This window comes from Actinomadura decatromicini (genome assembly GCF_008121305.1).
GTDB lineage: Bacteria > Actinomycetota > Actinomycetes > Streptosporangiales > Streptosporangiaceae > Spirillospora > Spirillospora syzygii.
The window spans coordinates 451276-471035 of sequence record NZ_VSRQ01000002.1 but is presented as its reverse complement, the minus strand read 5'-3'; the positions used below and the strand labels follow the sequence as shown (position 1 = coordinate 471035).

General features: G+C 71.9%; 19 protein-coding genes. 8 read left to right on the top strand and 11 right to left on the bottom strand.

Annotated features, from left to right (window positions below; genetic code table 11):
- Positions 1-534: 534 nt before the first annotated feature.
- From FXF68_RS09905 to FXF68_RS09885, 5 genes are all read right to left on the bottom strand, one after another.
- On the bottom strand, positions 535-1230 hold the full coding sequence (locus FXF68_RS09905) for a type II secretion system F family protein (RefSeq protein ID WP_148758624.1): 696 nt from the start codon (positions 1228-1230) through the stop codon (positions 535-537).
- Entirely contained in the window at positions 1227-2372 is a 1146-nt protein-coding gene (locus FXF68_RS09900; RefSeq protein ID WP_148758623.1) for a TadA family conjugal transfer-associated ATPase, read from the bottom strand. Before FXF68_RS09900 ends, FXF68_RS09905 begins: the two co-directional genes overlap by 4 nt.
- Before the next feature lie 115 nt (positions 2373-2487).
- Complete coding sequence (gene ssd / locus FXF68_RS09895) at positions 2488-3570, bottom strand: septum site-determining protein Ssd (RefSeq protein WP_148758622.1); 1083 nt, start codon at positions 3568-3570, stop codon at positions 2488-2490.
- A gap of 1186 nt (positions 3571-4756) precedes the next feature.
- Positions 4757-5266, bottom strand: a complete 510-nt coding sequence (locus tag FXF68_RS09890; protein WP_246178602.1) for a pentapeptide repeat-containing protein — start codon at positions 5264-5266, stop codon at positions 4757-4759.
- Between the two features lie 210 nt (positions 5267-5476).
- The gene (locus FXF68_RS09885; RefSeq protein ID WP_148758620.1) at positions 5477-6268 is read right to left on the bottom strand and encodes a Fic family protein; all 792 of its coding nucleotides are present in this window, start codon (positions 6266-6268) and stop codon (positions 5477-5479) included.
- A 352-nt stretch (positions 6269-6620) separates the two neighbouring features.
- Between FXF68_RS09885 and acs the strand changes: the two genes are divergently transcribed.
- The 5 genes from acs to FXF68_RS09860 all read left to right on the top strand — a co-directional run bounded on the left by acs (position 6621) and on the right by FXF68_RS09860 (position 11872).
- Positions 6621-8588, top strand: coding sequence for an acetate--CoA ligase (acs, locus tag FXF68_RS09880; RefSeq protein ID WP_148758619.1), 1968 nt, complete (start codon positions 6621-6623; stop codon positions 8586-8588).
- Positions 8589-8778: 190 nt separating this feature from the next.
- Positions 8779-10026, top strand: a complete 1248-nt coding sequence (gene nhaA, locus FXF68_RS09875) for a Na+/H+ antiporter NhaA (RefSeq protein ID WP_222869878.1) — start codon at positions 8779-8781, stop codon at positions 10024-10026.
- A 4-nt stretch (positions 10027-10030) separates the two neighbouring features.
- Positions 10031-10465, top strand: a complete 435-nt coding sequence (locus tag FXF68_RS09870; protein WP_148758618.1) for a phage holin family protein — start codon at positions 10031-10033, stop codon at positions 10463-10465.
- Between the two features lie 8 nt (positions 10466-10473).
- Positions 10474-11397, top strand: coding sequence for an alpha/beta fold hydrolase (locus FXF68_RS09865; protein WP_148758617.1), 924 nt, complete (start codon positions 10474-10476; stop codon positions 11395-11397).
- Positions 11398-11515: 118 nt separating this feature from the next.
- Positions 11516-11872, top strand: a complete 357-nt coding sequence (locus FXF68_RS09860) for a DUF309 domain-containing protein (RefSeq protein ID WP_246178601.1) — start codon at positions 11516-11518, stop codon at positions 11870-11872.
- A gap of 1 nt (position 11873) precedes the next feature.
- On the opposite strand, the gene FXF68_RS09855 is transcribed toward FXF68_RS09860, so the two are convergent.
- The 3 genes from FXF68_RS09855 to nth form a co-directional block, all read right to left on the bottom strand.
- Positions 11874-13067 carry a MarP family serine protease gene (locus FXF68_RS09855; protein ID WP_148758615.1) on the bottom strand — a complete coding sequence of 398 codons (1194 nt, stop codon included), beginning with the start codon at positions 13065-13067 and terminating at the stop codon, positions 11874-11876.
- A 178-nt stretch (positions 13068-13245) separates the two neighbouring features.
- Positions 13246-13884 (bottom strand): NUDIX hydrolase, encoded by a 639-nt coding sequence (locus tag FXF68_RS09850; protein ID WP_425458592.1) that lies wholly within the window; start codon positions 13882-13884, stop codon positions 13246-13248.
- A gap of 52 nt (positions 13885-13936) precedes the next feature.
- The gene (nth, locus tag FXF68_RS09845; protein WP_148758613.1) at positions 13937-14677 is read right to left on the bottom strand and encodes an endonuclease III; all 741 of its coding nucleotides are present in this window, start codon (positions 14675-14677) and stop codon (positions 13937-13939) included.
- Positions 14678-14779: 102 nt separating this feature from the next.
- Between nth and FXF68_RS09840 the strand changes: the two genes are divergently transcribed.
- Complete coding sequence (locus FXF68_RS09840) at positions 14780-15664, top strand: SDR family NAD(P)-dependent oxidoreductase (protein WP_148758612.1); 885 nt, start codon at positions 14780-14782, stop codon at positions 15662-15664.
- Positions 15661-16218, top strand: coding sequence for a carboxymuconolactone decarboxylase family protein (locus FXF68_RS09835; RefSeq protein ID WP_148758611.1), 558 nt, complete (start codon positions 15661-15663; stop codon positions 16216-16218). The genes FXF68_RS09840 and FXF68_RS09835 overlap by 4 nt, the downstream gene beginning before the upstream one ends.
- A 35-nt stretch (positions 16219-16253) precedes the next feature.
- On the opposite strand, the gene FXF68_RS09830 is transcribed toward FXF68_RS09835, so the two are convergent.
- Positions 16254-16880, bottom strand: coding sequence for a TetR/AcrR family transcriptional regulator (locus FXF68_RS09830; protein WP_246178600.1), 627 nt, complete (start codon positions 16878-16880; stop codon positions 16254-16256).
- 231 nt (positions 16881-17111) lie between these two features.
- Here FXF68_RS09830 and FXF68_RS09825 point away from each other — a divergent pair, with 231 nt between their 5' ends.
- Positions 17112-17798, top strand: a complete 687-nt coding sequence (locus FXF68_RS09825; protein WP_067483689.1) for a Crp/Fnr family transcriptional regulator — start codon at positions 17112-17114, stop codon at positions 17796-17798.
- Between the two features lie 79 nt (positions 17799-17877).
- Here the strand turns inward: FXF68_RS09825 and FXF68_RS09820 are convergent, their stop codons facing one another.
- A complete protein-coding gene (locus tag FXF68_RS09820) occupies positions 17878-18795 on the bottom strand; it encodes an MBL fold metallo-hydrolase (RefSeq protein ID WP_222869877.1) in 918 nt (305 codons plus the stop codon).
- 5 nt (positions 18796-18800) lie between these two features.
- A complete protein-coding gene (locus FXF68_RS09815) occupies positions 18801-19730 on the bottom strand; it encodes an NUDIX hydrolase (RefSeq protein WP_246178599.1) in 930 nt (309 codons plus the stop codon).
- Between the last annotated feature and the right edge of the window lie 30 nt (positions 19731-19760).

The following is a 19760-nucleotide window of genomic DNA, read 5'->3' as shown; positions in this document are numbered from 1 at the left end:
GCTTCGACACGGCTGCGGCTTCGGCGCCTCATAGGTGCGTGAAGCCACGTTGTGAGGCCGGGACTTTTGCGCGGCCGACCGCCCCCGGGACCTTGGTCGGGCCACCAGATCACGTGTGCTCCCCAGGCCGACGGGCTAACCGCTGCTCGTCCGTCCCCGATCCGGATCCAGGTGCAGGTGCAGGTGCTGGCCCAGGGCGATCGGCTGATCGGAGGACTGATCTACCGTGTTGTGGGACAGGGCGCCAGGGAGATCGGGTGGGTTCGCTTCCGTGGTCAGGTGGTGATGTGTGTTGGAGGGGCACCGGCCATGCGCTGTCGCGAGGGTGGCCGGGGGCCTTCGGGCTGAGGGAGTGAAGCGGTCCGCTCTGCGGGTGGTTGGAGGGGGCGGGGGCGCGGGGCGGGCCTGGTCTGCGGAGCTTTGTGAGGCGGTGGTCGGCGGGGTTGGTGCGTCTGGCCAGGCAGTAGGCGGAGGCCGCTGCGCAGAGGACAGCCATCAATGTCGTCATCTCTTCACCTCGTCTCGTGCGGACGGTCAGTGTGGGAACTCTGCTGATTTGGCTAGGTGGCGCGTCCAGTAGAGGCCGGTCAGGTTGAGGGCGGTGCCTGTGACCAGGCAGGCGAGGCCGGGGAGCGTCCCGCAGAGGAAGGACAGCGGGTGTGCGCCGAGGGCGGCGGCCATCGCCACGCCCAGGAGAGGGAGCACCGCCAGGAGGCGGGCTGTCGCGCGTGGGGCCGCCAGTTGGACGGCGACGTCCTGCCGTTGGGACTCGTCGTCGCGGAGGGCGGTGGCCAGGCCGTCCAGGACGGTGGCCAGTGCCCCGCCGCGTTCGGCGCCCACCCGCCAGCACGCGGCCAGGAGGCGTAGGCCCCCGGCTCCTGGTCGGTTCGCCAGTTCGGCCAGGTGATCGAAGGGTGGATGGGGGAGGTCGACGAGTTCTTTCGAGACGTCCGGGTCGAGGACGGTGGCGGCTGCCGCGAACGCCTCGTCGGGTGTGCGGCCCGCGGCCAGCTCGGCGGCCATCGCGTCGCACAGCTCGATGACGGACATGCGTCGGCGGTGAGGGAGCGTCCTACGGGCGCGAAGCGCCTCGACTCTGGCCTTGATGGAGTTGAACGGCCTGGCGGTCTGGGGCGGGACGAGGCGGTCTAGGCGGATGGCGGCCGGGGACGGGGTCAGCAGCATCCAGACCGCGGCGGCCGCGCAGAGCGCCACCAGCGTGGTGCTCATGGCGCGAGCCGGGCGGACAGCAGCTCAGCTCCCGGCCCTGAGACCATCTCGCCGGACGGCGTGAACGACACCGCCGGAACGACGCCCACCAGCCCATCGGGCGCCCGGCGCAGGAGGCAGATCTCCGCCACTCGGCGGAGACCACCGGCCGGTTCCCTGACCAGGTGGACCACGGCGTCCAGGGCGGCGGAAAGCTGGCTGTGAACCGCCTCCCGGGACAGCCCGGCCGCGCAGGCCAGCGCTTCAAGCCGGGCCGGAACGTCCGCCGCCTTGTTCGCATGGAGGGTTCCGCATCCGCCCTCGTGGCCTGTGTTCAAGGCTTGGAGGAGCACCACGACCTCCGGGCCTCGGACTTCGCCTACCACCAGGCGGTCGGGGCGCATGCGTAGGGCTTGGCGGACGAGGTCGTTCAACGTCACGCCTCCCGCGCCCTCCATGTTGGGCGGACGTGCTTCCAACCGGACGACATGGGGATGGGTCGGTCTCAGCTCCGCCGAGTCTTCGACCAACACCAGGCGTTCGGCAGAGTTCGCAAGCCCGAGCAAGGAACTCAACATGGTCGTTTTGCCGGTGCCGGTACCGCCGGTGATCAAGAAGGCGGCTCGGGACTCGATCAGCGCGGCGATCAGGTCCGCCCCTTCGGGCGGGACGGTGTGGGCCGCGACCAGTTCGTCCAGGGTGAAGGCGCGGCGGCGTGGGAGGCGCAGGGAGAGGCACGTGCCGGTCGCGGCGATCGGTGGGAGGACGGCGTGCAACCGCACCCCGCCGGAGAGGCGAGCGTCGGCGTAAGGCGAAGCGTCGTCAAGGCGGCGTCCTGCGGCGGCGGTGAGGCGCTGGGCCAGGCGACGGACGGACGCCTCGTCCGGGAACCGGAGGGCGGTGCGGACGAGGCCGGAGCCCGCGTCGATCCAAACCTCGTCGGGGCCGTTCACGAGGACGTCGGTGACGTCCGGGGAGCGCAGCAGCGGTTCGAGCGGCCCCGCGCCCACGAACTCGGCGCGTAACTCGTCGGCCAGCGCTAGTACCTCGCGGTCGCCGAGGAGCCGTTCCTCGGCGCGGAGCGCGGCGGCGACCAGGCCGGAGGTCGGCTCGCCGCCGAGGTCGGCGAGACGGCCCCGGACGGCGTTGGACAAACTGCTCACGCGCCCCCGCCTTTCTGGAGGACGAGCTCAGGGCCCGTGAAGGGAGAGCGTTCCGGCTCCCGCTTCGCAGCCCAGGGACCGGAGGCGGAGGGGTGTGGCGGGCGGTTCGTTGCGGTCATGCGGCTATCTCCTCTCGGTAGGCGTAGGGCTGGAGGGCCAGGTCGGCGAGGACGCCTGCGCAGAATTCCGCGAGGGGGCCGCGGCGGCAGCCTCGTTCGAGGGCGCCCTCGTCGACGGCGGCGGGCAGGCGGCGGTCGCGCTCGTAGGCGCCCGCGGACGGGATGTCGAGCGCGTGGGCGACCGCGTCGGCCGTGAGCCCGCCCGGGGCGGGGCCCTGGACGACGAGCCGCAGCTCGTCGGTGTCCCGGCGGAGCGAGGCGGCGAGGCCGTCTGCGGCGACGGTCGCGCGGACCTCCGCCGGGACGAGCACGAACGTCAGGTCGGCCGAGCGCAGGGCGGCGCGGCCGACGTCGTCCGGGTAGCGGGGGATGTCCGCGATGACCAGGTCGAAGCCACGGACGGCTGCGTCCAGCAGGGAGCGGGCCGACTCGCCGGAGACCGGGACGGGTGCGCCCCGCCGCCACGACAGCACGGAGAGGTCGCCGGACGACGGCAGCGTCTCGCGGAGCGTCGCGGTGTTGAGGCGGCCGCGCCGTTCGGCGAGGTCGTGCCAGCGGACGCCCTCCTGCTCCTCCAGCCCGAGCATGAGGTCGACGCCGCCGCCGAGGGGGTCGGCGTCCACGAGCAGGGTGCGGAGGCCCTGGCCCGCGGCGGTGAGGCCGAGCGCGGCGGCGAGGACGCTGGCCCCGGCGCCGCCGCGCGAGCCGACCACGCAGAGCGTCGTCGCCCAGCCGCCCTCGGGTTCGCCCGCCGCTGCGAAGGCGTCGACCAGCCAGTCTTCGTGATCGGGCAGGGCGGCGACGTCCTGCGCGCCCACCTCGACGGCCAGCCGGTACGTCTCGGACGTGGCGGCGGAAGGGGTGACCAGGACGACGCCGGGGCGCCGCTGGAAACCGGCGGACGCCACGTCGCCCGCGATGTCGGCGCCCACCAGGACGAGGGCGGGCCACGTCCAGGCGGCTCTCGCCTCGTCCGCGCCGTGGGCGACCTCTGCGTGGGCGTCGGCGGCGGCCGCGAGGCGGAGCAGGCCGTCGGCGAGGGCGGCGTCGCCGGTGACGATAAGTGCCGCGAGGTTCATCGGATGCTCCTTCGACGTTCGGAGACATCCACCTTGCGGCGCGCCACGGCGGCGATGAAGACGTTGCGCGAACTGTGGATAACTTCGCCGCGCCCCGCGACCGACCGACCGCGACCGACCTACGCGGACGACCAGCGCGGACGACCAGCGCGGACGACCAGCGCGGACGACCAGCGCGGACGACCAGCGCGGACAACTGTTCGCGACGGCTTCGGGGAGGCCGGGCGCGAAGACTGCGGCGAGAAGTGCGGGAAGGCGGCGGGGGAAATCGGCGGGCGGCCGAGGAGACGGCGGGGCGGTGGCGCCGGAGAGGTTTGCGCCGCCGCCCCGCGTCCCACGTTTGGGCGACCCCCGCCGGGGGGGAGAGCGGGGGTCGCCATGCGGTCCGGCTCCGGGGGGGTAGAGCCGGGCCGCTTTCCAAGAAAGACTCAGGGAGTTCGGCTAAGCCGACGCAAGTTCGCTCTATAGCAGAGGCAAACTCACTGACTCCAGTCTAAGCAGATACAACATATGCTGCCCGCCCGTTGAGAGTTCCGTCGAGTCGCAAACTCGCCTAGCAGGTGACGATTTTTCTCACCCACTTGGGACGATCCCCTCAACGCGCGCCGGATCGGTGCCGCACGTTGCCGCCCCGTACTCGACAGGACGCCGCGAACCCATGCACAGTACGTGCATCGGCACGGGCATGCGAGCGTACAGGAGAACTAAAGATCTTTCCTACCCCGGGCACCGGGATCGGTCCCGCAAATGGAAACGATCACACTGCGTGATCATTTTTGTGACCATTGCCCGGGTTCCGGTTAGTCCGGAATGGCGTAATCCATCCCGCGTTGGCCACATTGGACACCCGCGTCCCCCACGCCGCGCCACTCGCCGACCAGGCCCGCTTTCCGGACAGGGCCTTGTCAACTGGGCAAATAAGGCGTAGGAAGGTCATACGGACCACGTGTCCGAGCACGGCAGCCGGGCACCCACGCGCGACCAGCCGCGGGAGGCGCGTCGAGACGGGCTTGACCCGATCCGACGGATATGAGGTGCACGCTTGGTAACCCGGTGTGACGTGACTGGCGGCGGCGTCCCGGAGCGGGGCGCCGTTCGCTTTGTGCCGCGCCGAACGTCCCCGGGTTTTCGCGCGGCGGATCCGCCTTCGGCTTGACAGGCGGCTTTGCTCCTGACGAAAGATCGGTTACCGCTCGCGCACGTCCAGTCCCAGAGCGGTCGCGAGCACGACCGCCTGAAACGGATCGATCACGGCGCGCCGCAGTTCCACGGTGCGCGGATCCATCGCCGAGATGTCGCTTCCGCGTAGATCACAGCCCGAAAAGTCGGCCTTGTGAAGTGACGCACCCGACAGGTCGACGGAGCGGATCTCGGCTCCGTCGCATCGCGCGCCCGTGAGGTCCGCCTCGCGCATGCGCAGGTCCGTGAACGAGGCCCGGCGCAGGTCGGCCCCCGGCAGACCGGTGAAGGACCAATCGCCGCCCTTGACCTTCAACAGGTCGTACGTACAGCGGTCGAACATGCTGCCCAGCAGCTTGCATCCGCTGAAGGTCGCGTCGAAGAAACCGCAGGCGACGAACGTACAGTTCACGAACGCGGCGTCGGTGTGGGTGGACGCGTTGAACCGCACCCCGCGAAACGTGCAGTCGGTGAAGACCGCGCCGACGCCGTGGGCCTCGGTCATGTCGACGTCCATGAACAGGACGGCCTCGTGGTTCTCGCCCGTCAGGTCGCGCGAATCCCAGTCGGCGGACGAGACGGTCGTCTCCGTGGGCGCGGCGGGACGTCCGTGCATGCGATCAGCCATTCCCCCAGCATGGACCCCGCCACCGACAAACCCCGGCCACCGACAAACCCCGGCCACCGACAAACCCCGGCACCGACGAACCCCGGCTGCCGGTAGAGGTCAGCCGCGCATGAAGGCTTCGCAGATCGCCTGGGAGTCGCGTGCGGCGGCCGCCACCGCCGCGGAGCAGTGCGCGATCCACTGCGCGACGCCCTCCGGCGTGCCCGTCCCGTACGCACGGAGCGCGTCGCCGTAGCCATCGGCGAGTTCCAGGTGCCCGACCTCTGGCGCGACCAGTGATTTGGGGTCGAGCCCACGGGCGACAAGGGTGAGGCGCTGGGCGGCACGGGCGATGAGCCCGTCCCCCCAACCGAACGGACGCAACGTCAGCAACTCGCCGTGCACAATGGCCGCGACCACCAGGGCGGGCGCCTTCGTCCCACCGGTCAGGAGCCCGCTAAGGGCGTCCAGCCGCGCCGCCACCTCGGACGGCGACGGCGGCTCACCAAGTCCCAGCACATCCTGAACAGGACCGTCGTCCGTGCGCGGACGTCCCAGAGAAGCGCTGTCGACCGCGTCCGCCGCCGCGAGGACGTGCATCCGCGCGAGAGCCTGCCGAGGCGCCCTGCGCCATGTCTCCGCCAGAGACCCCAACTCGGCGGACACGCGCAACGAACCCTGAACAACAGGATCAGCAGGGTTCTCCGTGGTGCGCAGCTCGTCCAGCGTGACGGAAGACCCTTCCAGGACGGCCGAGGCCCGCGCCCCCCGCAGAGCCGACTCCGTCGACACCTCGGCGCTGCGCCGCCGCAGGACGCGGTGGCCGAGCAGCCGGTCCACCGCGGAGCGCGCCTCGTCCACCGCGCCGGACACTCCGGGCAGGTTCGCCACATCGGCAAGGGGATCGGTCACGGCCCGACCTTATGCGGTACGCCCGTCCGCCTGGACAGCACCCCACACCATCCGGACACCTCCCCACGTGCCCGGACGCATCCCCACGACCCACTAACCGGAGGCACCGTTCGCATAGACGCGAGACCCTCCGGGCACGTAGAACGTAAGCGGTCCCCCAAGCGGCGGTACACCGGAATCCGCCGTGTCGGGAACATCACACAACACCATCCCGAGCCGTGAGCGCCGGTCGCGTTCGTCATCCACCGCCATCCACGACACCCCCTGGCCGCGGCCTTGTGGTGACCGGGACCTTCCTGGTGGAGTGGGGATACCGGGCGACCCCCACGCTTCAGCTAGCAAGGAGTGAGCGTTGAGCCAGAGCCAAGAGACACTGTCGAACCTTCTGCAGGAGACGCGCCGCTTCCCCCCGCCCGCGGAGATCGCCGAGTCGGCCAACGTCAAGGCCGAGGCGTACGAGCAGGCGGCCGCGGACAGTCTCGCCTTCTGGGCGGAGCAGGCGGATCGGCTCTCCTGGACCAAGCGGTGGGATGAAGTCCTGGACTGGAGCAATCCGCCGTTCGCCAAATGGTTCGTCGGCGGTGAGCTGAACGTCGCCTACAACTGCGTCGACCGGCACGTCGAGGCAGGACGCGGAGACAAGGTCGCGTTCCATTGGGAGGGTGAGCCGGGCGACTCTCGTACGCTCACCTACTCCGACCTCCAGCACGAGGTGAACAAGGCTGCGAACGCGCTGCTCGAACTGGGTGTCCGCAAGGGCGACCGGGTCGCGATCTACCTGCCGATGATTCCGGAACTGCCGATCTCGATGCTGGCGTGCGCGCGCATAGGCGCGACCCACTCGGTCGTGTTCGGCGGCTTCTCCGCGGAGGCACTGCGCACCCGCATCGACGACGCGCAGGCCAAGCTCGTCATCACCTCGGACGGCGGCTTCCGGCGCGGCAAGCCGTCCGACCTGAAGGGCATCGTGGACGAGGCCGTCACGCAGACGCCGTCCATCGAGCACGTCCTCGTCGTACGCCGCACTGGGGAGCAGGTCGCCGAGAACGAACGCGACCTGTGGTGGCACGACGTCGTCGACAGGCAGAGCGACCAGCACACCGCCGAGCCCATGGACTCCGAGCACCCGCTGTACATCCTGTACACGTCCGGGACGACGGGTAAGCCGAAGGGCATCCTGCACACCACCGGCGGCTACCTGACGCAGTGCGCGTACACGCACTGGGCGGTCTTCGACCTGAAGCCCGAGACGGACGTCTACTGGTGTTCCGCCGACATCGGCTGGGTGACGGGCCACTCCTACATCGTGTACGGGCCGCTCGCCAACGGCGCGACCAGCGTCATCTACGAGGGCACCCCCGACACACCCAACAGGGGACGCTGGTGGGACGTCATCCAGAAGTACAAGGTGTCCATCTTCTACACCGCGCCCACCGCGATCCGGACGTTCATGAAGTGGGGCGACGACATCCCCGCCCAGTACGACCTGTCGTCCCTGCGCGTGCTCGGGTCGGTCGGCGAGCCGATCAACCCTGAGGCGTACGTCTGGTACCGCAAGCACATCGGCGGCGACCGGACCCCCGTGGTCGACACCTGGTGGCAGACCGAGACCGGCGCGATCATGATCAGCCCCCTGCCGGGCGTCACGGCCGGGAAGCCGGGCGCGGCGATGCGCCCGCTGCCGGGCATCGCGGCGGACGTCGTGGACGACCAGGGCCGGTCCGTCCCGAACGGCGGCGGCGGGTTCATGGTGGTCAGGGAGCCGTGGCCGAGCATGCTCCGGACGATCTGGGGCGACGACGAGCGCTACGTCAAGACGTACTGGTCGCGCTTCGAGGGCCTGTACTTCGCGGGCGACGGCGCCAAGCGCGACGAGGACGGCGACCTGTGGCTCCTCGGCCGCGTCGACGACGTCATGCTCGTGTCCGGCCACAACATCTCCACGACGGAGGTCGAGTCGGCGCTGGTCTCGCACCCGAAGGTCGCCGAGTCGGCGGTCGTCGGCGCGACGGACCCGGTGACCGGGCAGGCGATCGTCGCGTTCGTCATCCCGCGCGGGGACGCGGGCGGCGACGTCGAGGGCGAGGAGTTCCTGCGGGAGCTGCGCGACCACGTCTCGAAGACGCTCGGCCCGATCGCCAAGCCCCGCCAGATCATGATCGTCCCGGAGCTGCCGAAGACCCGCTCCGGCAAGATCATGCGGCGGCTGCTGCGGGACGTGGCGGAGAACCGCAGCATCGGCGACGTCACCACGCTGGCCGACAGCACGGTGATGGACCTCATCTCGGAGAAGCTCCCGAGCGCCAAGTCCGAGGACTGACGCGGGTCCCCGAAGCGGACCGATCGGCCCGCGCCCGGCGCACCCCGCCGGGCGCGGGCCGCGCCGTTTCCGCACGTTGGGTAAAGTCTGAAGAGGTGCGCCGGGAAGTCTGGTCGGCAGATGACCGCTCGCTCGTCCACGACGAGCGGGCTTCGACCAGACCGTCCACGGCCTTCCGGGGGTTCTCTGCATGGCGCGCCCACCTGTGCGGCGCCGCGTCGCCGCGACGTGGCCCTTCCGTCCGACCGTCCGCTACGGGACGCAGGTCGCCTCGGCCCTGCGCACCGAGACGATCGGCGGGGTCATCATGCTGCTCGCCGCGGTGGCCGCCCTTGTGTGGGCCAACACTCCCTGGGCGGACGCCTACAAAGACCTCCAGAAATACGAGATCAGCCCAGACTGGCTCCACCTCGGGCACATGGACGTCCAGCACTGGGCGTCCAGCGCCCTGCTCGCCGTGTTCTTCTTCATCGCCGGGCTGGAGCTGCGCGAGGAGCTGACGCACGGCGAGCTGCGCAACCCGAGGGACGCGGCGCTGCCCGTGATCGCGGCCGCCGCCGGAGTGGCGGTCCCGGCGCTGATCTTCCTCGCGGTGAGCGCCGGGGAGCCGGGCGCGGCGCGCGGCTGGGCGGTGCCGACGGCCACGGACATCGCGTTCGCCCTGGCCGTCCTCGCCGTGACGTTCACCTCATGCCCGGCCCCGCTGCGCGCGTTCCTGCTGACCCTCGCCGTGGTGGACGACCTCATAGCCATCGCCATCATCGCGCTCTTCTACACGAACGGGCTCACCTACATACCGCTCCTCCTGGCGGCGGCGCTGATAGCCGCCTACGGGTGGCTCCAGTACAAGAACGTGAGGTCGCCCTGGATTTACGTACCGATCGCGGTACTCGCCTGGTACTTCCTCCAGCGAAGCGGCATCCACGCGACCGTCGCAGGGGTCGCGCTGGGAATGCTCACCAGTTCCAAGGAGACCCCGGACGGACGTCCGACCAACGCCGAACGCGCCGACCACGCCCTTCGACCGTTCTCGGCCGGGGTCGCGGTGCCGGTCTTCGCGTTCCTTTCGGCGGGCGTCGGGCTCGGAGCGTCCCAGCTCGGAGGCGTGCTCGGCGATCGGGTGGCCCTCGGCGTGATCGCCGGGCTGGTGATCGGTAAGTTCGTGGGAGTCCTCGGCGGGGCCTGGACGGCCGTCCGGCTGGGCCTCGCGACCCTGGGGGAGGATCTGCACTGGCAGGAGATCGCGGGCGTGGCGCTGCTGGCCGGGGTGGGTTTCACCGTTTCGCTGTTGATCGGCGGTTTGGCCTATACCGACCCGTCACAATTCGAGAGAGTGACGACTGCGGTCCTGATCGCGAGCGTTCTCGCCTCGGCGGCCGCCGCCGTCGTCTTCCGGAGAAGGACGCGTCTGCGCGCGTCCGGACTGAAGGAGAGTTAGCGATATGTCCGAGCAACTGCCGGGCGAGGGCGCCGGGGACGACCGGTCCATCGGCGAGCTGGTCGCGCTGGCGTCCAGCAACATCTCCAACCTGGTCAGGGCGGAGATGGACCTGGCCAAGCTGGAGCTCAAGGCCGACGCCAAGAAGGCGGCGCTCGGCGGCGTGATGTTCACGATCGCCGCGCTGATCGGCGGGCTGATCGTCATCCTGCTGTCGATCTCCCTCGCGTACGGGCTGGTGGCGCTCGGCATCTGGCACTGGGCCGCGTTCCTCATCGTGGCCGGCGTGTACCTGGTGCTCGCCGGGCTGCTGATCCTCATCGGCTATCTCCGGATCCGGAAGATCGACGGGGCGAAGCGGACCCGGCGGACGCTGAAGGACGACCTGTCCGCGCTCCGCCACCGCGGTGATCCGGGCGCCCCCGAGCTGACGGGCTGACGGGCGGCATGTCCGGGCACGACGCGTCCCTCGTCGAGGTGGACGGACCGTGGACGCACCGCCAGATCAGCGCGGGCGGGACGCGGTTCCACGTCGCCGAGGCCGGTGAGGGCCCGCTCGTGCTGCTGCTGCACGGCTTCCCCGAGTTCTGGTGGTCGTGGCACAACCAGCTCGTGTCGCTGCCCGCCGCGGGCTACCGCGCCGCCGCCGTCGACCTGCGCGGCTACGGCGGCAGCGACAAGCCGCCGCGCGGCTACGACCTGATCAGCCTCGCCGGGGACGCGGCCGGGCTCGTCCGGGCGCTCGGCGAGGCCAACGCCGTCGTCGCCGGGCACGACTGGGGCGGGCTCCTCGCCTGGACGATGGCCGTCTACCACCCGAAGGTCGTCCAGCGGCTCGCGGTCGTGAGCGCCCCGCACCCGCTGCGGCTGCGGCAGGCCGTCGCGGGCGACCCGCGCGGGCAGGGCTGGGCGGCGCGGCACACGTTCGGGTTCCAGGTGCCGGTGTGGCCGGAGCGGCGGCTCGTCCGCGACGACGCGGCGCTCGCCGGGAAGCTCCTGCACGACTGGTCGGCGCCGGGCTGGCCGGACGAGCGCACGGAGCGGCTCGTCCGCCGGGCGGTGCAGATCCCGGGGGCGGCGCACAGCGCGCTCGAGTACCACCGCTGGCTGATCAGGTCGCAGGCCCGTCCGGACGGCATCCGCTACGCGCACCGCATGCGCGCCCCCATCCGCGTGCCGACGCTCCAGTTGCACGGCGCGCTCGACACGTGCACCCTCCCCGGCAGCGCCCAGGGGTCGGGCCGCTACGTGAGCGCGCCCTACCGCTGGAAGCTGATCGAGGGGGCCGGGCACTTCCCGCACCAGGAACGTCCGGACGTGTTCGACGCCCAGCTCCTCGGCTGGCTGACCGACCCGGAGCCGGAACGCTGAGCCCCCGGCGTACCGTGGAGGCATGCGGGACCGGGACGAGTCTGGACGCCCACGCAACGCACGGCCGCGCGACGCCTACGGCCGTCCGCTTCCGCATGGCGCGACCGGGATACCGACCATGCCGGACAACATCGACCTCCCCCCAGAGGAAGCCTTGGCCGAAGCCCAGGCCCTCTTGGACGCCGACCGTCCGTTCCACGCGCACGAGGTCCTGGAAGCGGCCTGGAAGGCGTCCCCGGACGGCGAACGAGAGCTGTGGAGAGGTCTCGCACAGGTCGCCGTGGGGCTGACCCATCTGCGCCGTGGAAACGCGCGAGGCGCCGAAGCGCTGCTGACCAGGGCGGCGGAACGGCTCGTCCCGTACGAGGACGCTCCCCCGCACGGCATCGACGTCCAGGGCATCGTGAAGCACACCCGCGAACTGGCCGCGAACCCCCACGACGACCCCGTCGAACTCCGCCTGACCAAGCCCTAGCTCAGTCGGAGCACTTCTGTGTCGACACGGCCTCCGTCGCGTTGATGCCCGCGCGCATGTCGGGGGCGACCTCCGCCGCCGTCAGCGCGTAGCCGGTCGACGGCGAGTCGAGCGCGGCGGCGAAGATGACCCCGTAGACCCGGCCGTCCGTGGACAGCAGCGGGCCGCCCGAGTTGCCCGGCTCGACCTTGCCGCGGATGGCGTAGATCTCGCGGCTGACCTGGCCGGAGTGGTAGATGTCCGGGCCGCGGGCCGTCTGCCGGGCGCGGATCCGGGCGGCCTCGGGCGTGAACGGCTGGTTGCGCGGGAACCCGGCGATGATCGCGCTGTCCCGGACGCGGGCCTCCCCGGCGAACTTCAGCGGCGGCACGTCCAGGCCGGGCGCGTACAGGACGGCGACGTCGCGCTTCGGGTCGTACAGGACGACCCGTCCCCGCGCCGTCCGGCCCTTGGCGGACGTGACCAGCGACGCCCCGCGCACCCCGGCGACGACGTGCGCGTTCGTCATGATGCGGTCCGGCGCGAACATGAACCCGGTGCCCTCGATGTGCCGCTGGCACTGCGGCGCGGTGCTGACGATCTTGACGATGCTGGCCTTGGCGGCGCGCAGCCCCCGGGTGTTCAGCACGGACTCGTCCGGCGGCGGGACCTGCACCACCGACTCGCCGCCGAGCCCGTTGAAGACCTGCGGGAACTCGCTGCTCTTCACGAACCCCTGGAACGAGGTGAACCACGTCTGCGCCTGCGGCGGCATCACGTCGTTGATGCCGCCGATGATCGAGGAGCCCTTGACCTGCGTCCGGACGGGCTGGAACTCGGAGTTCGCGACCAGGTTCCCGAAGAACCACGCGACGACCAGCAGCGACATCGCGCTGACGAAGGTGCCGCCGACCGCGTCGGCGTTGCGGGCGTTCATGCCGGTCACCCGGTTGCGCAGCACCGCGCCGAGGGACGAGGCGACGAGCTGGCCGAGGGTGGCGGTGAGGAACGCGATCACGATGGCGAGGAGGGCCTGCTGCGCGGCGCCGTCCACCACGGCCTCGGCGATCGGCGGCGCGATCAGCACCCCGGCGACGCCGCCGCCGACGAAGCCGACGAAGCTGAGCAGGCTCACGATGAAGCCCTGCCGGTAGCCCGAGACCCCGAACAGCACGACGAGCACGAGGAGGATCAGGTCGAGAACGTGGTCGTGCACCGCTTCACCGTATAGTGCCGCGCACCCCGGTAACGTCCCCTCTCTGTACCAGATTCAGGTGCGATGGGTAGCCGCCGGGGATGACGTGCGTGCCCTCGCGCGACCGTCCCGCCGGGCAACGGCGGGCTGACCTGCGAAGGAGTCGCCCCTCGCCGGGCCGGGCCGGTTCGGGAGGGCGTCAGCGCTCCGGCGGCAGGTCTTCGACGCGGTCCTCGTCCCAGGGGCGGTTCCAGCCGCCCGCGTCCAGCACCGTGGTCAGCAGCGCGGCCGTGAACCCCCACACGAGCATGTCGCGGACGCGGAACGCGGGCCCGAGCCGGAGCCCGGACGGGTGCCGGACCATCAGCCGGTTCGCCGGGTCGACCAGCTCCCTTATCGGCACACGCGCGACCATCGCGACCTCGCCCGGATGGCCGGGCGCGATCTCCGACGGCTCCCGCCACCATCCGGCGACGGGCGTGACCCGGTGCTCGCTGTGCCGCAGGTACAGCTCCGGCAGCGTGCACAGGACGTCCACGCCGGCGGGTTCGACGCCCGCCTCCTCCCACGCCTCGCGCAGCGCCGCCGCGACCGGGCCGTCGTCCTCGGGGTCGATCCGGCCGCCGGGGAACGCGGGCTGCCCGGCGTGCTTGTTGAGGGTCGCGGCGCGCTCGGTGAGCAGCACGTCCGGGCCGTCGGGGCCCTCGCCGAAGAGGATCAGGACGGCGGCCGCGCGGGCGCCGTCGACGGGCCGGAACACCGGCGGCACCGGCACCCGGGGGCCTTCGACCCGGAACCGTTCGAGCCACGGGGGAGGGCTGGGGGCGATGTCGGTCACCTCCATCCCAACCCTGGAACGCTCTCGTTCCTTCCCCTCACCGCGTACACGGTCATGAGAAGGGCCCCGGCTTGACGAGCTTCCGCGCCGTCTCCTCGTCGGTCGGGCCCTCGCCGAAGGACGGGCAGAGCCGCGCGACGGGGCACGCCCCGCAGGCGGGACGGCGCGCGTGGCAGATCCGGCGTCCGTGCCAGATCAGCCTGTGGGAGAGCATCGTCCAGTCTTTGCGCGGGATCAGTTCGCCGATCTCCTGTTCGACCTTCACGGGGTCGTCCTCGGTCGTCCAGCCGAAACGGCGGGCGAGACGGCCGAAGTGGGTGTCGACGGTGATTCCGGGGACGTCGAACGCGTTCCCCAGCACGACATTGGCCGTCTTACGGCCGACCCCAGGAAGGGTGACGAGGTCTTCCAGCTTCCCTGGGACCTCCCCGCCGAACCGGTCGCGCAGCGCGACGGACAGCCCCATCACCGACTTGGTCTTGGCTCGGAAGAACCCGGTGGGCTTCAGGATCGCCTCGACGTCCTCGGGGTTGGCGGCGGCGAGGTCCTCCGGGGTCGGGTACTTGGCGAACAGCGCGGGCGTGGTCAGGTTCACCCGCATGTCGGTCGTCTGCGCGGACAGCACGGTCGCGACGAGCAACTGGAACGGGGTCGCGAAGTTCAGCTCGCAGTGCGCGTCGGGATAGGTCTCGGCGAGGATCCGGTCGATCCGGCGGGCCCGCCGCACCAGCGCCAGCCGGGACTCGTTCTTCCACTTCCCCGCCCGCGCCTTCTTGGACGCCTCCGTCACCATGACGGCCAGCCTAAAGCCTCGCCCCGCCCGCCGGTCCCCGCTCCGCGTCGGCGCGTCAGCCTTAAAAAGACGATTGTGTTTGTTTGTGTTAGGGTCGCGCGCATGATCCTGGACTCGTCCCGCTGGACGGCGACGCTGGCCGGCCGCCGCGTGCTGATCACGGGCGCGGCGCGCGGCATCGGCGCGGCCCTCGCCGTCCGGCTGCACGGGCGCGGCGCGAAGGTGGCGCTCACGGGCCTGGAGCCGGAGCTGCTGGAGCCGGTCGCGGCGCGCTGCGGCTCCGCCCCCTGGTGGACGTGCGACGTCACCGACCGGGAGGGCGTCGCCGAGGTCGTGGAGTCCGCCGTCAGGGCGCTGGGCGGCGGGTTGGACGTCGTGGTCGCGAACGCGGGCGTGGCGGCGCAGATGCCCGTCGTCGGCGGCGACCCGTCCGTGCTGGAGCAGAGCCTCAGGGTGAACGTGCTCGGCGTCCACAACACGCTGCGCGCGGCCGGGCCGCACATCAGCCATGAACGGGGGTACGCGCTGGCCGTGGCGTCGCTGGCCGCCGCCGTCCACGCTCCGCTGCTCGGGGCGTACAGCGCGTCCAAGGCGGCGGTGGAGGCGCTGGGCGACACGCTGCGGGCCGAGCTGCGCCCCTACGGGGCCAAGGCGGGCGTCGCGTACTTCGCCGAGCTCGACACGGACATGACGCGGCGCGGGTTCGGCACGGAGGCCGCGTCCGCGCTGACCGGGTCCCGGCGCCTGAGCGGGATCGTCTCGGCGGTCACGCCGCTGGACGTCGGCATCGACGCGTTGGAACGCGGCATCGCCCGGCGCGCGAAGCGCGTCGTCGCGCCGTGGTGGGTCGGCGGGGTGCTGCCGTTCCGGATGATCGCGCAGCCGGTCGTGGACCGGGTCGTCCAGCGCGATCTGCGCCGGATCCTGGAGATCGCCCGCGCGGAGCAGGTCGAGCTGACCACGCCGCAACCGGATTCTCACCTGTGACGGCGGCGTCCGGCGTCCCGCGGGTGGCCCCCGGCGGCATCCGCGAGGTCGGGACGGTGAACTGGCTGGTCTGCCGGGTCGCGGGACGGGCCGCCGGGACGGGCCCGCCCAACCTGTTCCGCACCCTCGCCCGCCGCCGCGGCCTGTTCCGCGGCTGGCTCTGGTTCGCCGGACGCCTCATGCCCGGCGGCTCGCTGCCCCGCCGGGAGACCGAGCTGGTCATCCTCCGCGTCGCCCACCTGCGGGGATGCCGGTACGAGTTCGACCACCACGTCCGCCTCGGGCGCCGCGCGGGCGTCCGCGAACGGGACGTCGAGCGCCTCAAGGAAGGTCCCCGCGCCGACGGCTGGACCCCGCGCGAGCGGGCGGTCCTCGCCGCCGTCGACGAACTCCACGCCGACCGCGACCTGGCGGACGGCACCTGGACGCGGCTGCGCGCCCACCTGTCCGAGGGCGAGTGCGTCGAGCTGGCCGTGCTCGCCGGGCACTACGAGATGCTCGCCACGGTGATCACCGCGCTGCGCGTCCAGCCGGACCATGTAAGAGAGCGCTGACCAGCGGATTCGCGGAGTGAGGATCACCACACGCGCTAGGCGTCCAGGACGCCCGAGCGGAGCAGCAGCCGGACGTGCTCGACGACCGGCGGCCCGACCGCACGCACCGCGTCCATGTCACCCGCCGCGACCGCGGGCGTCACCATCGCGCCGACCGCCGACGTGACGATCTCGCAGGCGAACCGGGACGCCTCCCCGGTCACCCCCATGAGCCCCGCGAGGTCCTCGGCCAGGCCGTGCTGGATCTCCGACCGGCGCCGCACCGCCGCCGGCCCCGCCGCGTACACCTCGACCAGGAACAGGCGCGCGTAGCCCGGCTCCGACGCGAGCGCCTCCAGGTAGGCGCCGAACGCCCGCTCGAACCGCGCCATCGGGTCTCCGCCGCCCCCGGCCGCGTCCGCGAGACGGCGTCTGAGCAGCTCACTGGCCTTGTCGAACGCCGCCATGAAGCAGTCGAGCTTGGACGAGAACACCCCGTAGAAGCTCTGCCTGGACACCCTGGCCCGTTTCAGCACGTCCTCGACGGACGTCCCCACGTAGCCCTTCTCGGCCATCGCCGCCGCCATCGCCGCGCAGAGGCGGTCGCGGTGCACCCGCTCCACCTCCGACCGGGACAGCGCGTGCCGCCCCCTCGGAAGCCGGCGCGGCGCGGGCTCGGGCATCCGATCAGCCTAGGGCACCCCGCGGACCTGGCTGATCGTCCGGTAACGGGTGAAGAGACCGGTGTGACGGCATTCACCCGATGGTCCGTACACTGGGCGAACGGGACCACGGCGGCCCTGGCCGGGACGTTCGCACCGGTCCCGCGTTGTCGGCGCGCCGTGACCCTGCCTTCAACCACACGGTGGGACGTACGTCACACTAGGCATGTCGGGTGTTCGAGGAGGAGAAGCGTGACCGATCGCGACGTGGACGTTCTGAGCAGAGCCCCGCTCTTCGAGGCCCTCGACGAGCAGGGCGCCAAGGCGCTGCGCGCCAACGTGACCGAGGTGCGCCTCGCCCGCGGGCAGACGCTGTTCAACGAGGGCGAGACCGGCGACCGGCTGTACGTCGTCCTGGAAGGCAAGATCAAGCTGACCCGGACGGCGCCGGACGGCCGGGAGAACCTGCTGAGCGTCCTCGGCCCGAGCGAGATGTTCGGCGAGCTGTCGCTGTTCGACCCGCGGCCGCGCACCGCGAGCGCGATCGCGGTGACCGAGTGCCGCCTCGCCGGGCTCGGCCACGACGACCTGCGGCCCTGGCTGACCGGGCACCCCGAGGTGGCCGTCCAGCTGCTGCGGGCGCTGGCGCAGCGGTTGCGCAAGACCAACGACGTGATGGCCGACCTCGTGTTCACCGACGTCCCCGGGCGCGTCGCGAAGGCGCTGCTCGACCTCGCCGAGCGGTTCGGCCAGCCGTCGGAGGCGGGGCTGCACGTCCACCACGACCTCACCCAGGAGGAGCTGGCGCAGCTCGTCGGCGCGTCCCGGGAGACGGTCAACAAGGCGCTCGCCGACTTCGCCCAGCGGAACTGGCTGCGCATCGAGGCGCGGGCCGTCGTCATCCTCGACATCGAGCGCCTCCGCAAGCGCTCCAAGTGATCCTCCGGCCCGACGCTCCGACCCGACGCTTCGACCCCTTGACCGACAGGCCCGCACGGCGTGGTGCGGGCCGCCCCGCTCACCGCTCGTTCAGATAGTCGAGCTGGGACTGCACGGACCACTCGGCGGCCGGCCACAGCGCCTTGTCGACGTCCGCGTACACACGTTCCACGACCTCGCGGGCGGTCCGCGCCCCCGCCGCCACGGCCGCCTCGACCTGCGCGAGCCGCTCCCGGCGATGGTCGATGTAGTGGTCCAGGACGGCGATCGGATCGTCCAGCCTGGGCCCGTGACCCGGCAGGATCGTCGCCGCCTCGACGCTCGCGGAGAACTTCCGGAGCCGGTCGAGCGAGCTCAGGTAGTCGCCCAGCTTCCCTTCCAGGACGGTCGTCCCGTATCCGAGGACGGTGTCGCCGGTCAGCACGGCGCCGTCCGCCGGGAGCCAGAACGTCAGCGAGTCGTCGCTGTGGCCGGGCGTCTCCATGACCCGCAGCTCCAGGCCGCCCGTGGTGATCACGTCGCCCTCGCCGAGGCCCTCGTCGCCCAGCCGGTGCCTCGGGTCGAGCGCCCGCACCTTGACGGAGCCCCCGGCCATCGCCGCGAACTTCCCCGCGCCCGCGGAGTGGTCGGGGTGGCCGTGCGTCAGCAGGACGAGCCCCACCCGCCGCCCCTGCTCCTCGACGGTCCGCAGGACGCGCCTGAGGTGCTTGCCGTCCTTCGGGCCTGGGTCGACGACGACGGCCGCGTCGGATCCGGACTCGGCGATGATCCAGGTGTTGGTGCCGTCCAGGGTCATGGCGGACGGGTTCTGCGCGAGCACGCAGGTGGCGCGTTCGGTGCCCATCCCGTCGATCTCCGTCATATCACCCATCCTGCCCGAGGCGCGATCGGGGTGATCGACCGGGTTCCAGCCCAGCCCGTCCAGGCGGCGCAGCACGGACGTCCCGGCGAGCCGCCACATCACGGCCTGGCTCAGCGGCGTCCGGCGGGCACCCATCCCGGCTACTCCCGCGCGGCGTCTTCGGAGAGGGCTTCGGGCAGGGGTTCGGGCAGGGCCTCGGGGAGGACGAGGTACACGTCGCCGTCGACGATCTTCGCGGTCGGCTCCACCGGGGCGATCTCCCGCCGCGCCGCCAGCACGTCCGCGACCGTGCCGAACTCGGCCAGCTCGGCGAGCGTCGCGATCGTCGGCGGCAGCATCGGCCACTCGCCGGACGCGCCCCGCTCGGCGGCCTCCGCCGGGCGCACCCACGCCACCCGGTCGGCCTCGGTGCTGACGTCCCTGGCGCGCTGGCCGTCCGGCATCGCGGCCACGAAGAACCGGGTGTCGTAGCGCTTCGGCTCGATCCGCGGGGTGACCCAGTGCGCCCACGGGCGGAGCAGGTCCGCGCGCAGGACGAGCCCGCGCCGGTCGAGGAACTCGCCGAACGACAGGGAACGGTCCAGCAGGGCGAGCCGGTCGGCCTCCCAGGCGTCGCCGCGGGTGTCGTCCACGACGGTCCCGGCGGTCGGCCCGGCGAGCAGGACGAGCGTCTCCTCGAACGTCTCCCGGACCGCCGCGCAGACCAGCTCGCGGGCCAGCGTCTCGTCCGCGCCGAACGCCGTCCCCCACTCGGCGGGCGGCGGGCCCGACCAGGCGAGCGCCGCGTCCCCGTCGCGCGGGTCGACCGCGCCGCCCGGGAACACGTACGCGCCGGGCGCGAACGCCATCGACCGGACGCGGCGCATCAGGAACACCTGCAGCCCGTGCCGGTCGTGGTCGCGCAGGACGGCGACCGTGGCCGCGTGCCGCGCGGGGGCGATCTCGGCGCGGCCGGACCGCAGCTCCTCGAAGCGGGCGCGGAACGACGCGGGGAGCTTGAAGCCGGTCACCGTCGTCTCGACGGGCTCGTGGTTCTCATGGCGGGCCCATTCGGACATACCGAACGCCATTCCGTCAAGTCCGTCGAGTCCGTCGAGACC

Bases quoted from the DNA above. Each gene is read 5' to 3' on its own strand.
- FXF68_RS09905 (WP_148758624.1), bottom strand. From the start codon at position 1,230: ATGAGCACCACGCTGGTGGCGCTCTGCGCGGCCGCCGCGGTCTGGATG.
- ssd (WP_148758622.1), bottom strand. From the start codon at position 3,570: ATGAACCTCGCGGCACTTATCGTCACCGGCGACGCCGCCCTCGCCGAC.
- FXF68_RS09890 (WP_246178602.1), bottom strand. From the start codon at position 5,266: ATGGACGTCGACATGACCGAGGCCCACGGCGTCGGCGCGGTCTTCACC.
- nhaA (WP_222869878.1), top strand. From the start codon at position 8,779: ATGGCGCGCCCACCTGTGCGGCGCCGCGTCGCCGCGACGTGGCCCTTC.
- FXF68_RS09870 (WP_148758618.1), top strand. From the start codon at position 10,031: ATGTCCGAGCAACTGCCGGGCGAGGGCGCCGGGGACGACCGGTCCATC.
- FXF68_RS09865 (WP_148758617.1), top strand. From the start codon at position 10,474: ATGTCCGGGCACGACGCGTCCCTCGTCGAGGTGGACGGACCGTGGACG.
- FXF68_RS09860 (WP_246178601.1), top strand. From the start codon at position 11,516: ATGCCGGACAACATCGACCTCCCCCCAGAGGAAGCCTTGGCCGAAGCC.
- nth (WP_148758613.1), bottom strand. From the start codon at position 14,677: ATGGTGACGGAGGCGTCCAAGAAGGCGCGGGCGGGGAAGTGGAAGAAC.
- FXF68_RS09840 (WP_148758612.1), top strand. From the start codon at position 14,780: ATGATCCTGGACTCGTCCCGCTGGACGGCGACGCTGGCCGGCCGCCGC.
- FXF68_RS09830 (WP_246178600.1), bottom strand. From the start codon at position 16,880: ATGCCCGAGCCCGCGCCGCGCCGGCTTCCGAGGGGGCGGCACGCGCTG.
- FXF68_RS09820 (WP_222869877.1), bottom strand. From the start codon at position 18,795: ATGGGTGCCCGCCGGACGCCGCTGAGCCAGGCCGTGATGTGGCGGCTC.
- FXF68_RS09815 (WP_246178599.1), bottom strand. From the start codon at position 19,730: ATGGCGTTCGGTATGTCCGAATGGGCCCGCCATGAGAACCACGAGCCC.